12 protein-coding genes and 1 other RNA gene are annotated in these 14077 nt (G+C 65.8%); 8 read left to right on the top strand and 5 right to left on the bottom strand.

The window, feature by feature from the left end; translation table 11 throughout:
* Positions 1-12: 12 nt before the first annotated feature.
* From VMJ11_RS25890 to trxA, 4 genes are all read right to left on the bottom strand, one after another.
* Positions 13-1569 carry an MFS transporter gene (locus tag VMJ11_RS25890; RefSeq protein ID WP_325623096.1) on the bottom strand — a complete coding sequence of 519 codons (1557 nt, stop codon included), beginning with the start codon at positions 1567-1569 and terminating at the stop codon, positions 13-15.
* Complete coding sequence (locus VMJ11_RS25885; RefSeq protein ID WP_325623094.1) at positions 1566-2117, bottom strand: MerR family transcriptional regulator; 552 nt, start codon at positions 2115-2117, stop codon at positions 1566-1568. The genes VMJ11_RS25890 and VMJ11_RS25885 overlap by 4 nt, the downstream gene beginning before the upstream one ends.
* A 167-nt stretch (positions 2118-2284) precedes the next feature.
* Positions 2285-3547 (bottom strand): transcription termination factor Rho, encoded by a 1263-nt coding sequence (gene rho / locus VMJ11_RS25880; protein WP_124150612.1) that lies wholly within the window; start codon positions 3545-3547, stop codon positions 2285-2287.
* 315 nt (positions 3548-3862) lie between these two features.
* Complete coding sequence (trxA, locus tag VMJ11_RS25875; RefSeq protein WP_027818380.1) at positions 3863-4189, bottom strand: thioredoxin TrxA; 327 nt, start codon at positions 4187-4189, stop codon at positions 3863-3865.
* A 441-nt stretch (positions 4190-4630) separates the two neighbouring features.
* On the opposite strand from trxA, the gene ffs reads away from it, so the two are divergent.
* The 5 genes from ffs (at position 4631) to VMJ11_RS25850 (ending at position 9963) form a co-directional block, all read left to right on the top strand.
* Positions 4631-4729: signal recognition particle sRNA small type (gene ffs, locus VMJ11_RS25870), an RNA gene on the top strand.
* Between the two features lie 284 nt (positions 4730-5013).
* On the top strand, positions 5014-7446 hold the full coding sequence (locus tag VMJ11_RS25865) for a DNA polymerase III subunit gamma/tau (RefSeq protein ID WP_325623090.1): 2433 nt from the start codon (positions 5014-5016) through the stop codon (positions 7444-7446).
* Positions 7447-7528: 82 nt separating this feature from the next.
* Entirely contained in the window at positions 7529-7855 is a 327-nt protein-coding gene (locus VMJ11_RS25860) for a YbaB/EbfC family nucleoid-associated protein (RefSeq protein ID WP_325623088.1), read from the top strand.
* 167 nt (positions 7856-8022) lie between these two features.
* Positions 8023-8619 (top strand): recombination mediator RecR, encoded by a 597-nt coding sequence (gene recR, locus VMJ11_RS25855; RefSeq protein ID WP_325623086.1) that lies wholly within the window; start codon positions 8023-8025, stop codon positions 8617-8619.
* Positions 8620-8691: 72 nt separating this feature from the next.
* A complete protein-coding gene (locus tag VMJ11_RS25850; protein ID WP_325623083.1) occupies positions 8692-9963 on the top strand; it encodes a CaiB/BaiF CoA-transferase family protein in 1272 nt (423 codons plus the stop codon).
* 129 nt (positions 9964-10092) lie between these two features.
* Here the strand turns inward: VMJ11_RS25850 and VMJ11_RS25845 are convergent, their stop codons facing one another.
* Positions 10093-11064, bottom strand: coding sequence for an NADPH:quinone oxidoreductase family protein (locus VMJ11_RS25845; RefSeq protein ID WP_325623081.1), 972 nt, complete (start codon positions 11062-11064; stop codon positions 10093-10095).
* Between the two features lie 221 nt (positions 11065-11285).
* Between VMJ11_RS25845 and surE the strand changes: the two genes are divergently transcribed.
* From surE to VMJ11_RS25830, 3 genes are read left to right on the top strand one after another with little or no spacing between them, the layout of a single operon-like run.
* A complete protein-coding gene (gene surE, locus VMJ11_RS25840) occupies positions 11286-12047 on the top strand; it encodes a 5'/3'-nucleotidase SurE (RefSeq protein ID WP_325623080.1) in 762 nt (253 codons plus the stop codon).
* The gene (locus VMJ11_RS25835; protein WP_325623078.1) at positions 12044-13093 is read left to right on the top strand and encodes a protein-L-isoaspartate(D-aspartate) O-methyltransferase; all 1050 of its coding nucleotides are present in this window, start codon (positions 12044-12046) and stop codon (positions 13091-13093) included. The genes surE and VMJ11_RS25835 overlap by 4 nt, the downstream gene beginning before the upstream one ends.
* 5 nt (positions 13094-13098) lie before the next feature.
* Complete coding sequence (locus VMJ11_RS25830; protein ID WP_325623076.1) at positions 13099-14010, top strand: peptidoglycan DD-metalloendopeptidase family protein; 912 nt, start codon at positions 13099-13101, stop codon at positions 14008-14010.
* Positions 14011-14077: the final 67 nt, after the last annotated feature.

Below are 14077 nucleotides of genomic sequence, written 5' to 3'. Positions count from 1 at the left end.
TCGGTACGTCGTTCAATCGATCTGCTTTTGCCACGCGGCGAAAATGCCGCCGCACACGGCCACGCCGATCAGGAAGTAGAACCCGTCGAGCGAGCTCAGGAAGCTCGCTTGCTGCGCGACCATGCGGCTCATCTGCGCGAGTGCGAGCGCGTGCGCTTCACCCGGCGAGCGGCCCATGAGTTCGAAAGCGTGCGTCACCGTCGCGTAGGCGTTCTGGAAGACCGGGTTGAGCGGATTCACGAACTCGGCGAGTCGCGTCTGGTGCAGCGCGAGCCGGTGTTGCTCGACGATGATAACCGTGGCCGTCGCGAACGATATCGTCAACTGCCGGACGATGTTTTTCAAGCGGTAACCGTGCGTGAATTCCTCGATGGCAAAGATACGGAACGTGAGGTTGGCGACCGGCAGGACGATGAAGAGCAGCAGCAGGCCGCGCAGCAGCAGTGGCGGGATGAGCCACGCCTCGCTTGCGTCCGGCGTTAGCCGCGTCATCCAGAGCGAGATGAAAGCCGAGAGCACGAAACCTGGCACGATGATCCACTTCTTGTGGGTGATGAGCTTCGCGTAGCGGAAGTAGATGAAGAGCGTGCAGGCCGAGATCAGCGAGGTCATGCCGGTGAGGCGGCCGGCGTTTTCAACGGGGTAGTTGAAGCCGCCTTCGAGGAGGCGTGAGACCAGGTAGCTGAGTGCGGTGCTCAGATAGTAATAGGCCGTGTAGAGCAGCAGGCCCACCTGGAACGGCTTCTCTCGCAGCGCGTGCAGGCGCATGAGCGGCTTCGGATGATGCCATTGATGCCAGCCGAACCACGCGAGCGCGGCGAGCCCGACGAGCGTGAGCAGAATGATCTCCGGCGACGCACTGAAGAGCTCGAAGCGCACTTGCTGCATGGCGATCTGCAGTGCGCCTTGCGCGAACGCGAAAATGATGTACGGCCAGAAATGCGCTTCGCCGCGCTCCTCGGGCAGCACGTGGCCCGAATCGGGCAGAGCGAGCAGGGCGAGCACGGCGTAGAGCACGCCTGCGGGCGCGCAAAAGGCGAACAGGGCGCGCCAGTCGAAATGCGCGACGAGCAGCCCGCCGACGAGCGGCGCGAGCGCGCTGGAGAGCACGATCAGGATCAGGAACGCGCGCGTTGCGACCGGACGCTGCTGCGGCGTGAAGCTGATCTGGATGAGGATGCGGCAGGTGCCCATCATCGGGCCGATGAAGTAGCCCTGGAAGCCGCGCGCGAAGGCGAGCTCGATCGAGGACTCGCACAGCGCCGCGGCGATCGCGCCCGCCGAGTAGAGCAGCAGGCAGCCGCCCACGTAGCGACGGTAGCCCATGCGCTCGACCCACCATTGCTGCTGCAGGATGCCGAGCACGGCGCACACGGCGTAGGCGCTCGAGGACCAGACGAGCTCGTCCGGCGACGCGTTGATGCCGCCCGCGATATGGCTCGTGAAGAACGAGAAGATCGCATTGTCGTAGTAGTCGAGACCGGTCGCGACGGCGAGCACCCACGGGAAGAAGTCGCCGCGCAGGCGCGCCGCGCTGAAGACCGGCTCGCGGGTCTGGACCGTGCTCATGCGGGTTCGTTTCCGTCTCGCGCTTCGCGAGACGGATCATCCGGCTTGCCGCCGGTCGCGCGCGTGGCCGCCTTGCGGCGCCGCGTGGCGGCGAGACGCTGTTCGATCAACTGCTCGGACGGCTCGCCTGCGAGTCGCCGCTGCAGATAGTCGAGGTCGTCGGCGAGTTCGGCGCGCACCGTCTGCGCCTCCTTGAGTTCGCGGCGCACGGAGGCAATGCGCGTGTCGAGCGTTTCGATCTGCCGCGCGAGCGCATCGGCGATCTGCTGGAGCGACTCCTGGGAATAGCGGCGGCGGCCTTCGCCGACCTGTTCGAGCGGCCGCTTGAGCATTTCGGTGATGCCGTGCAGTGAAAAGCCGAGCGCGCGCAGCCGCAGGATGCGCGAGAACTGTTCGAGATCGTGCTCGTCGTAAAGCCGGTAGCGGCCCTCGCTACGCGAAGGGCTGACGAGGCCGCGCTCCTCGTAGTACTTGAGCGTGCGCGGCGTGACATTGAGCCGTTCGGCGGCGTCGCGCACGGTGAGCAGCGCGGGGGAATCCTTGGTCATCGTGAACTCTCTGTGCCGGGCAGGCGACAAGGGCAAGGGCATGCCGCGGATTATAGTTCAACGTGAACGTTCACGTACAGGTTGTGGCGTACGCCGGCCCAGTGCCGGAAAACAAAAACGCCCGCAAACTTGCGGGCGTTTTGGAGGACATCAGGCGGGCGAGGGCATCAGCCGCCGCGTCGCATCATTTCGAAGAACTCGGAATTGCTCTTCGTCTGACGGATCTTGTCGAGCAGGAATTCCATGGCCTCGACTTCGTCCATGTCGTGGATGAACTTGCGCAGCACCCAGATCTTCTGGAGGATGTCCGGCTTGATGAGCAGTTCTTCGCGGCGCGTGCCCGACTTGTTGAGGTTGATCGACGGATAGACGCGCTTTTCGGCGAGACGGCGCTCGAGGTGCACTTCCATGTTGCCGGTGCCCTTGAACTCTTCGTAGATCACGTCGTCCATGCGGCTGCCGGTTTCGATCAGCGCCGTGCCGATGATGGTGAGCGAGCCGCCTTCCTCGATGTTGCGCGCGGCGCCGAAGAAGCGCTTGGGACGCTGCAGCGCGTTGGCGTCGACACCACCCGTGAGCACCTTGCCCGATGCCGGCACAACGGTGTTGTAGGCGCGTGCGAGACGCGTGATCGAGTCGAGCAGAATCACGACGTCGTGCTTCATTTCGACGAGACGCTTGGCCTTCTCGATCACCATTTCGGCGACCTGCACGTGACGCGCGGCCGGTTCGTCGAAGGTCGAGGCAATCACTTCGCCCGCCACCGAACGCTGCATTTCCGTCACTTCTTCCGGACGCTCGTCGATCAGCAGCACGAACAGGATCACGTCGGGGTGGTTCTGCTTGATGGCGTGCGCGATGTGCTGGAGCATCACGGTCTTGCCCGACTTGGGCGAGGCCACGAGCAGGCCACGCTGCCCCTTGCCGATGGGCGCGATCATGTCGATGATGCGGCCCGTCACGTTCTCCTCACCGCGCATTTCGCGCTCGAGCAGCAGCACCTTGTTCGGGTGCAGCGGCGTGAGGTTCTCGAACATGATCTTGTGCTTCGAGGCCTCGGGCGGCTGGCCGTTGACCTTGTCCACCTTCACGAGCGCAAAGTAGCGCTCGCCGTCCTTCGGCGTGCGCACTTCGCCTTCGATCGTGTCGCCGGTATGCAGGTTGAAGCGGCGGATCTGCGACGGGCTGATATAGATATCGTCCGTGCTGGCGAGATAAGAGGTTTCCGGCGAGCGCAGGAAGCCGAAGCCGTCCGGCAGCACTTCGAGCGTGCCGTCACCGAAGATCGTTTCGCCCGTCTTGGCGCGCTTTTTGAGAATCGCGAACATGAGTTCCTGCTTGCGCAGGCGGTTCGCATTTTCGATCTCGAGGCCGTTGGCCATCTCGATCAATTCGGACACGTGCAGAGACTTGAGCTCGGAAAGATGCATACGGAGAACCCGTCGGGGAGGATGCGACGAAAAGGAGTCTGGGGGAAAAGAAGCGAGCGGAACCGCTCAAGGACTTTTGCTTGAAACTTTGCTTGAAGCTTTATAAGGGCGCCGGTAGACGCTTTATGGATTCTAGCATAGCACACGCCAGAAACCGCCAGTCGAGATCGGCAGTATGTTTCGGCGTGTTTTTGTGGTGCGTGTTGTCGCGCGACAACACGCACCCTCGCGCAGCTTCGCGCACCTTCGTGCGCTCCCGCTCACGCTGGCCGGGCGGTGCGCCCGGGGCGGAAGAGGAAGCAGGTGGCTCGGGCGTTACAGGTGGCTGTCGAGGAATGCGGTGAGTTGCGACTTCGAGAGCGCGCCGACCTTCTGCGCCGCCACGGCGCCATTCTTGAAGAGGATCAGCGTGGGGATGCCGCGCACGCCGAACTTCACCGGGGTCGACTGGTGTTCGTCGACATTGATCTTCGCGACCTGAAGGCGATCGCCATAATCCTTCGCGACTTCATCGAGAATCGGCGCGATCATCTTGCACGGGCCGCACCACTCGGCCCAGAAGTCCAGCAGCACGGGCTTGTCGGATTTTACGACGTCCTGTTCGAACGATGCGTCGCTGATATGCTTGATTTGTTCGCTCATTGTATGAATACCTCTTTCGATTCGAGGCTGACTGAATTGCTCGCCACGATACACCAAAACTGAAAATTCATCCGGGGCCGCCGGGGCGGCCAGACCGAACCCGCACTACACGCCCGCTACCCGCCAGTCGGGCGCAAACCGCATGGCCCAGCCGATTGCCGACGCCAGTGTAGCCTAAATCCCTATGCGCTGCCGATGGTGATAGTACTCATGCCGCAAGCAGGGTTTCCGTCCTCCAGGCCACATTCGGCGGGGCATTCGGGCTGCGGCACGATCGACTTTCAAGCGCTGTGCCGTGCAACTGCGAGCGCTCTTGCTTGCTATCTGGAGGCGGTGCCGGCCGTTGCAAGGGGCGCATATGCAAACGAGCCGGGCGGCTCGCCGCGCTTTTTCGCACCGCAGCAGTCGCATTGCGGCGCAACCAATGTTAGAATGCGCCGTGACGGGCCTCCTCGCATGGAGGGGCGGTCAACCTGGTCAGGTCGGGAACGAAGCAGCCACAGCCGTTTTCCGCCAGTGCCGAGGGTCGGGCTCGTCACCTTCCTATTTTCTCTTCCGGTTTTTCCCCAAGGTAAAGCATTGACGCCGCGCAAGTGCGCGAGTCAGTTCGCTCGCCCTCATTGCTCGCTGCTGTTTCCGTCGCGTGGCTACCCTCGTTGGGTCGGCTCTGGATGAGGAATGGTGGGAGTAGAAATTGCGCGTGTCACAAGTGCCGCACGCGGCGCGCGACTGCCCGCGAGGCGCTCTCCAGAGGCGCCGCGAGGCGGCCGCCCGGCGCCATTCGATACATCTGGACGCGCGGGCGTTGCTGATACAATTTCCGGATGACCTATCAAGTTCTCGCACGCAAGTGGCGACCGAAGGATTTCGCTTCGCTCGTCGGACAGGAGCACGTGGTGCGCGCGCTCACGCATGCACTCGACGGCGGCCGCCTGCATCACGCGTACCTCTTCACGGGCACGCGCGGCGTGGGCAAGACGACGCTGTCGCGTATCTTCGCCAAGGCGCTCAACTGTGAGACAGGCGTGACGTCCAAGCCGTGCGGCGTATGTCGCGCGTGCCGGGAAATCGACGAGGGGCGTTTCGTCGACTATGTCGAGATGGATGCGGCGAGCAATCGCGGCGTCGACGAAATGGCCGCGCTGCTCGAGCGCGCGGTCTACGCACCTGTCGACGCGCGCTTCAAGGTCTACATGATCGACGAAGTGCACATGCTCACGAACCACGCCTTCAACGCGATGCTGAAGACGCTGGAAGAGCCGCCGCCGCACGTGAAGTTCATCCTCGCAACGACCGATCCGCAAAAGATTCCGGTCACGGTTCTCTCGCGTTGCCTCCAGTTCAATCTGAAGCAGATGCCCGCTGGCAACATCGTCGAGCATCTCACGCACATTCTCGGCGAGGAAAAGGTCGAGTTCGAGCCGCAGGCACTGCGCCTGCTCGCGCGCGCCGCCGACGGCTCGATGCGCGACGCGCTCTCGCTGACCGACCAGGCCATCGCCTATTCGGCCAACCAGGTCAGCGAAGAAGCGGTGCGCGGCATGCTCGGCGCGCTCGACCAGAGCTACCTGATTCGCCTGATCGATGCGCTCGTGGCCGGCGACGGCTCGGGCGTGCTGGCCATCGCCGACGAAATGGCGCTGCGCAGCCTTTCATTCTCCACGGCGCTGCAGGACCTCGCTAGCCTGTTTCATCGCATCGGCTGGGCGCAGTTCGCGCCTTCGTCGGTGCTCGAGGAGTGGCCGGAAGCAGACGACCTGCGGCGTTTCGCCGAGGCGCTGAGCCCGGAGCAGGTCCAGCTTTTCTATCAGATCTCGACGCTCGGCCGCAGCGAGCTCGGCCTCGCGCCCGATGAATACGCGGGCTTCACGATGACGCTGCTGCGCATGCTGGCGTTCGAGCCGGCCGCGAGCGCGGGCAGCGTTGGCAGCGCGCCGGCTTCGAAGCCGGCCGCGGTGGGGGCGAGCGCACGCGCGGCGGCTCCGGCGGTTGCGTCTGCGCGCAGCGCGGCGCCGTCGGGTCAAGGGGCGGTGCGAAAGGCTGAAGCGGCGGTGCCCCCGCGAATTGAGAGCGCAGTTGATGTACAACCGGCACTGTCGGTGGAAGCCGGGGCGCGCAAGACCGATGCAACTGATGAGGCAGCGAGCGCACGCACGACGCCGGTTGCCGGGACCGTTGCTGAAGCACGCGTCGTCCCGCCCTGGGAGGACGAGGGCGAGGCTGCGCCGGGTGCGAATGCGGCGCAAGCCGAGCCCGCCGCCGAAATCGCACCTGCTGCCGCACCTGAGGCAACGCAAACTGCCCCTGCGGTAAAAGTGCAAGCCGCAGAAGTACCGCCCGCTGCGCCGGCGCCACAAACCGAATCGCACGAAGAACGCGCCGCACCGTTGTCCGCGCGTGGCGGCGCGAGCGCTGCGCTCGACGTGCTGCGCAACAAGGGCATGCGCGTTTCCCCAACCCGCGGCGGGGCAGGCGCCGGCGCCGCAGCCAATGCGGCGACCCCCGCGAGCGCGCCGAAATCTGCTGCGCCGCGCATGGAGGTGAAGGTGCCGACGCCGGATCCGGCCCGTCGCGCCGCCGCGGCTCAGGAAGCACAGGCGCGCCAGCCGGCGCGCGGCGCGAACGCGCAGCAGGATGGCTCGGGGGCGCCGCCGTGGGACGACATCCCGCCCGACGACTACGTGCCGCTCAGCGCCGACGATGCTTATTTCGCGCCGCCCGACGAGGGTTTCGTGCCAGCCTACGACAGCGAGCCGTCCGCGCCACGCGCCGCGGCGGCGGCAGCGCCGTCGCCGGTCGTGGTCGACGTGAGCAAGCTGCCGCCGGGCATTCCGCTCGACGCCATCGGCTTCGCGGGCGACTGGCCCGCGCTGGCCGCGACGCTTTCGCTCAAGGGCATCTCGTACCAGCTCGCGTTCAACAGCGAACTGACGGCACTCGAAGGCTCGCTGCTCAAGCTCAGCGTACCGGTGCCACAGTATGCGGAGGCATCGCAGGTCGCCAAGCTCAAGGCGGCGCTCGCCGAGCGCCTGGGCCAGGCCGTGGAGGTGAGCGTGGAAGTCGGTCCGGCGCGCCGTACGGCAGCCGCGCTCGACGCCGCCGAGCGCGCGCAGCGCCAACGCGAAGCCGAGCGCGAGATCGGCGCCGATCCCTTCGTGCAGCAACTGATTCGCGACTTCGGCGCGAGCATCGTGCCGGGCTCGATCCGGCCGATCGCGCCGGAAGCCGCAACGGGCGGCGGACAGGCCGCCCACTGATTTGCGTCGCGCGGCGCGCAGCGTGCCGCGCGCATCGCGCGCAAATGATTCGAGCACCAATGATCCAGAAGGAGCAGTGACTATGTTGAAAGGCCAACTCGCAGGGCTCATGAAGCAGGCCCAGCAGATGCAGGAAAACATGAAGAAGATGCAGGAGCAGCTTGCCCAGATCGAAGTCGAGGGTCAGGCGGGCGCCGGTCTCGTGAAGGTCACGATGACGTGCCGCAACGACGTGCGTCGCGTGTCGATCGATCCGAGCCTGCTCGCCGACGACAAGGACATGCTCGAAGACCTCGTGGCCGCGGCGTTCAACGATGCCGTCCGCAAGGCCGAAGCCACGTCGCAGGAAAAGATGGGCAGCATGACCGCCGGCCTGCCGATTCCGCCGGGCTTCAAGATGCCGTTCTAAGCGCGGCGCGCGCTGGCCCGGCCTGCTGCCGTGCATGCGGTCAGCGGGCCGGTGCGCGCGCGTGCGCCTGCTTCGCCGCAAGCGGCGCGGCTGCGCAAGCACAGGCGCTCATTCGCCAGAAGCGGCGTCCGCTTCGAACCCCGTTGCGCATCCCGCGCTGAACTTGCATGAAACAACCTTCCGCTCTCGCCGCTCTCGTCGAGGCGCTGCGCGTGTTGCCCGGTGTCGGGCCGAAGTCGGCGCAGCGCATGGCCTATCACCTGATGCAGCATGACCGCGACGGCGCCGAAAAGCTCGGCAACGCGCTTCTGTTCGCGACCGGGCACCTGAAGCATTGCGAGAAGTGCAACACCTTCACCGAAGCTCAGGTGTGCGAAACCTGTCTGGACGAGGAGCGCGATCCCACGCTGCTATGCGTCGTCGAGACGCCGGCCGACCAGATCATGCTCGAACAGACCATGACGTACCGCGGGCTGTATTTCGTGCTGATGGGGCACCTGAGCCCACTCGATGGCATCGGCCCGAAGGAAATCCATTTCGACCGGCTCGTGAAGCGCGCCTCGGACGGCGTCGTCAAGGAAGTGGTGCTCGCAACCAACTTTACGAACGAGGGCGAGGCGACGGCGCACTATCTCGGACAGACGCTCAAGGCGCGCGGACTAGCCGTCACGCGTCTCGCACGCGGGGTGCCTGTGGGCGGTGAGCTCGAATATGTCGACGCGGGCACCATCGCGCGCGCCATGCTTGACCGGCGCTCGATGTAGCGCCCAGCGTCCACGCAGGCCTCGACGGCCGTGCCGCCCGCGGCACGCAGTACAGAACGAAAGGAGACCCCCATGAGCGCAGCAGCCACCTCCCCTGAATCCCGATCGCAAGCAGCCGGTGCCAAAAGCGCAGGCCCGCTCACGGGCGTGAAGGTGCTCGAACTCGGCACGCTGATTGCCGGCCCGTTCGCGGCGCGCTTTCTCGGCGAGTTCGGCGCCGAGGTCATCAAGATCGAAGACCCCAAGGGCGGCGACCCGCTGCGCAAATGGCGCAAGCTCTATCCCGAAGCGGGTGGCACGTCGCTCTGGTGGGCGGTGCAGGCGCGCAACAAGAAGTCCGTCACGGTGAACCTCAAGGCAGAGGAGGGCAAGGAGATCGTGCGGCGCCTCGCGAAGGAAGCCGATATCGTGATCGAGAACTTCCGGCCAGGCCTGCTCGAAAAGCTCGGCCTCGGCTACGACGTGCTCTCGAAGGAGAATCCCGGCCTCGTGATGGTCCGGCTTTCGGGCTACGGCCAGAGCGGCCCGTATCGCGACCGGCCGGGCTTCGGCGCGATCGCCGAGTCGATGGGCGGCCTGCGCCACATCACGGGCTATCCCGAACTGCCTCCGCCGCGCATCGGCATTTCGATCGGCGATTCGATTGCCGCGCTGCACGGCGTGATCGGCGCGATGATGGCGCTTCATCACCGCAACATGAACGGCGGTAGCGGCCAGATCGTCGACGTGGCGCTCTACGAAGCCGTGTTCAACATGATGGAGAGCGTGGTGCCGGAGTACGGCGTGTACGGCATGGTGCGCGAGCGCACCGGCGCGTCGCTGCCGGGTATCGTGCCGTCGAACACGTATCCGTGCCGCGACGGCAGCATCGTGATAGGCGGCAACAGCGATCCGATCTTCAAGCGCCTGATGACGGCGATCGACCGTGCGGATCTCGCCAACGACCCTGGGCTCGCGCATAACGACGGCCGCGTGCCGCGCACAGCGGAAATCGACGGCGCGATTGCGGCGTGGCTCTCCACGCGCACGATCGACGAGGCGCTCGACGTGCTCAACGCCGCCGACGTGCCGGTGGGCCGCATCTACAGCGTGGCCGACATGTTCGCCGATCCGCAGTTCGCAGCGCGCCAGATGATCCAGCAGTTCCGCTGGCAGATGCCGGGCGCGAAGGACGGCGAGGGCGTGGACATCGCGCTGCCCGCTGTCACGCCCAAGCTCTCGGCCACGCCGGGCGACACGCGCTGGCTAGGCCCCGCATTGGGCGAGCATACGGATGAAGTTCTGCAGGCGCTGGGCTATGGTGCAGACGACATCGTACGGTTGCGCGAACAACAAATCGTCTGAGGCGGCTCGCGTTCGCGCTGAACACAAGACGCAAGGCGAGGGCGCTTCACGATCCCCGCCACGTAAAACGGCTCGCACATGGCGAGCCGTTCTCGTTTTGCTTCACGCTTCGCGCGGTACGCGCAGCGATCAAGGCTCGATCACGATCTTGCCCGTCACCTTGCGTGAGGCCATGTCCTTGAGCGCCTGCGGCGTATCGGCGAGGCTGTAGCGTTTCGACACGTAAGGCTTGAGCTTGCCTTCACCGATCCAGCCGACCATCTGCGCGAACGCCGCCGCGTTGTGCTGCGGTTCGCGGCGCGCGAAATCGCCCCAGAACACGCCGACGATGCTCGCACCCTTAAGCAGCGCGAGATTGAGCGGCAGCTTCGGAATTTCGCCGTTCGCGAAGCCCACCACGAGGTAGCGCCCGCGCCAGCCGATGCTGCGGAACGCGGGCTCCGCATACTGTCCGCCGACGGGGTCGTAGATCACATCGGGGCCCTTGCCGTCGGTGAGCGCTTTCACGCGCTCGCGCAGGTCCTCGGTGCTGTAGTTGATGGTGGCGTCCGCACCGAAGCGGCGGCAGACTTCGAGCTTCTCCTCGCTCGATGCGGCCGCGATCACGCGCGCACCGAGCACCTTGCCGATCTCCACGGCCGCCAGTCCCACGCCGCCCGCCGCGCCGAGCACGAGCATCGTCTCGCCTGCGCGCAGTGCGGCACGGTCGACCACGGCGTGATGCGAGGTGCCGTAGGCGAGCGTGAAGGCTGCGGCCGTGGCGAAGTCGGCGCCCTCGGGCAGCGGCACGCACGCTGACGCATCGGCGAGCGCCTGCTCGGCGAATCCACCGTTGCCCACATAAGCGACCACACGCGTGCCCGGCGCGAGCGTCACGCCAGCACCTGCCGCGCGCACCACGCCGGCGAGTTCTGCGCCGGGCGTGAAGGGCAGCGGCGGCTTCACCTGATACTTGTTCTCGATGATGAGCACATCAGGGAAGTTCACGGCCGCAGCCCTCACGTCGATCACGACCTGGCCCGCACCCGGGACGAGGTCGGGCAGGTCTTCGAGCGTGAGCGTGTCGGGCGGGCCGTACTGGTTGCAGCGGATTGCGCGCATCGTGTCTCCTTTCGTTGCTTCGGTCATGGATTCGCTACAGCGCAACAGTGTACGGCACTCCGCGCATATGCGAACGATCGTGCGATTCATTTCTCGTCCCGGGCACGCGAAACGCGCGCCGTCCGCAGCCGCGCGGCGACACGTGTTGCGCGCGTGAAGGGCCGCACAGCATGGTCCGGGCTGTCGTTCGCGTGCCTTCTTTCCTCGGTTACAATCGCCCGATGCGAATACTACTCAGCAACGACGACGGTTATCTCGCCCCCGGCCTCGCCGCGCTCTACGAAGCGCTCAAGCCGCTCGGCGAGATCACGGTGATGGCGCCCGAGCAGAACTGCAGCGGCGCATCGAACTCGCTCACGCTGTGGCGCCCGCTGTCGGTGTTGCGCTCGGCCACGACCGGTTTCTACTATGTGAACGGCACGCCCACCGACTCGGTGCATATCGCGCTCACGGGCATGTTCGAGCACAAGCCCGACCTCGTGGTATCCGGTATCAACAACGGGCAGAACATGGGCGAGGACACGCTGTATTCGGGCACCGTGGCCGCGGCGACCGAAGGCATCATGTTCGGCGTGCCGGCCATTGCGTTCTCGCTCGTCGACAAGGATTGGGTGCATCTCGATGCCGCCGCGCGTGTCGCGGCCGAGGTCGTCGCGCACTACCTTGCGAATCCGCTGCCAGGTCATCCGCTGCTCAACGTCAACATTCCGAACCTGCCTTATGACGAACTTGGCGAATGGCGCGTCACGCGTCTGGGCAAGCGTCATCCTTCGCAGCCCGTGATCCGCCAGACCAACCCGCGCGGCGAACCGATCTACTGGATCGGACCGTCGGGCAGCGCGCGCGACGCGAGCGAGGGCACGGATTTTCACGCGGTATCTCACGGCCACGTGTCGATCACGCCGCTGCAACTCGACCTCACTCACACGCAGATGTTGTCCGCGACGCACGATTGGGCGCGCAAGGGCGGCAGCGTTTCATGACGGGCGAGCGCACGAAGCGTTTTCCGCTCGGGCTCGCGGATCTGGTGCGTGAGCCGCGCCGACGCGATGCGCGCCCCGGCGACGCGCGCGCCCCGCTCACGGGTGTGGGCAATGGCAATGCCGTGAAGGCCGGTGCCGGGCAGGGTGGCAAACCTGCTGCGAAGCCCGTTGCCCGGTCCACGGCAAGCGCGCCGTTCAACGCGGCGCCTGCAAAGCCCGCACATCCGAAGCCTGCAGGTGCGACGCCGGTCAGCACGACCAAGGCGGCGCATGCTTGCGCCAAAGCCGCACCGCCGCGCGCCGCGGCGCCTGGCGGCGCGAGTGCGCCGCGTCCCGCTGCATCCGCCGCGGGCGCACCCGCTGTTGCGCTCAACGGCGCGCACGCATTGACTTCGGAACGCGTTCGCGAACGCATGGTCGAACGCCTGCGTGCGAACGGTATCGCCGATGCGCGCGTGCTCCAGGCGCTCGCGGCCGTGCCGCGCCACATGTTCGTCGACCCCGGTCTCGCGACCCAGGCCTACGAAGACGCGGCGCTGCCGATCGGTCATCACCAGACCATCTCGAAGCCGTCCGTGGTTGCGCGCATGCTGGAACTGGCGGGCGCGGGCCGCGTACTGGAGCGCGTGCTGGAAATCGGCACCGGCTGCGGCTATCAGGCCGCGGTGCTGAGCCAGATCGCACGCGACGTGTATTCCATTGAACGCATCAAGCCGTTATACGAGCGCGCGAAGACGAACCTTCGCCCGCTGCGTATCCCGAACATCCGCTTGCACTACGGCGACGGACGGCTCGGTTTGCCGTCGGCGGCGCCGTTCGACGCAATCGTGATCGCGGCCGCTGGCTTCGACGTGCCGCAGGCGCTGCTCGAGCAACTCGCCATCGGCGGGCGACTCGTTGCGCCTGTCACTGTGTCGGGCGCAACGGGCGCGTCTGGCGAAGCGGCGCAGGTGCTCACGCTCGTCGAGCGCACGGGGCCGGCGCAGTGGCGGGAGTCGCGCCTTGATCGCGTTTTCTTTGTCCCCTTAAAATCTGGAGTGATCTGAATCCGATGAGTATGTTGCGCGCGATCAAAAGAAACCGCCTGAATGTCGACTTGACCGTAGCCACACGCGGGGCCTCGGTCATCGCGCTCTGTCTTCTGACGGCTTGCGCCACGCGATTCGATCAGGCACCCGTCGTGGACCGCACGGCGTCGCTCGGCACGACGGCCGCGCAACCGCCCGTGCCGCTCGGCCCGCCGCCTCCGGGATATTACCGGGTGAAGCCGGGCGACACTCTCTATAGGATTGCGCTCGAAAACGGCCAGAATTATCGCGACATCGCCGCGTGGAACAATCTCACCAATCCGAATCAGATCGAGGTGGATCAGCTCTTGCGTGTCGTGCCGCCGGGCGCCAGCAACGCGGCGGCCTATACCCCGGGCGTCGTGACGGCGCCGGTGCCGGGCATGGGTGCGGCACCGGGGGCGCCGGCGGCGGGTTCGTCGACGCCGCCGATCTACGGGTCGGGTTCGAACGCGACCTCGTCGGTGCCGCCGGCCGCCGTGCCGCCGCAGCCGGCAGCGAGCGGCGGCGACCTGGCTGCGGCGTCGGGCAACATCGCGCTTGCGTGGCCGGTGCGTGGTCCGGTGCTCAACAGCTTCGACGATTCGAGCAACAAGGGCATCAATATCGGAGGTGCGCCGGGCGATCCTGTCAAGGCGGCCGCTGATGGACGCGTGGTTTATGCCGGAAATGGGCTGCGCGGTTACGGCAATCTCATTATCATCAAGCATGACGCGACGTTTCTGACCGCGTATGCACACAACCGGGCTTTGATGGTAAAAGAAGGGGATGCGGTCACCAGAGGTCAGAAGATCGCCGAAATGGGCAATACCGACTCGGACCGGGTGATGCTGCATTTCGAAGTACGCCGTCAGGGTAAGCCCGTCGACCCACTGAAGTACTTGCCGCCGCAATAAAGCGAGCCGACCATGCCGAAATCGAAGCGCCGTCTGCAGCAATCCGAGTCTGACAGCCAAGCCGCCC

It is taken from the genome of Paraburkholderia sp. (genome assembly GCF_035501035.1).
In the GTDB taxonomy this organism is placed as follows: domain Bacteria; phylum Pseudomonadota; class Gammaproteobacteria; order Burkholderiales; family Burkholderiaceae; genus Paraburkholderia.
This window is presented reverse-complemented; position numbering and strand designations above follow the sequence as displayed.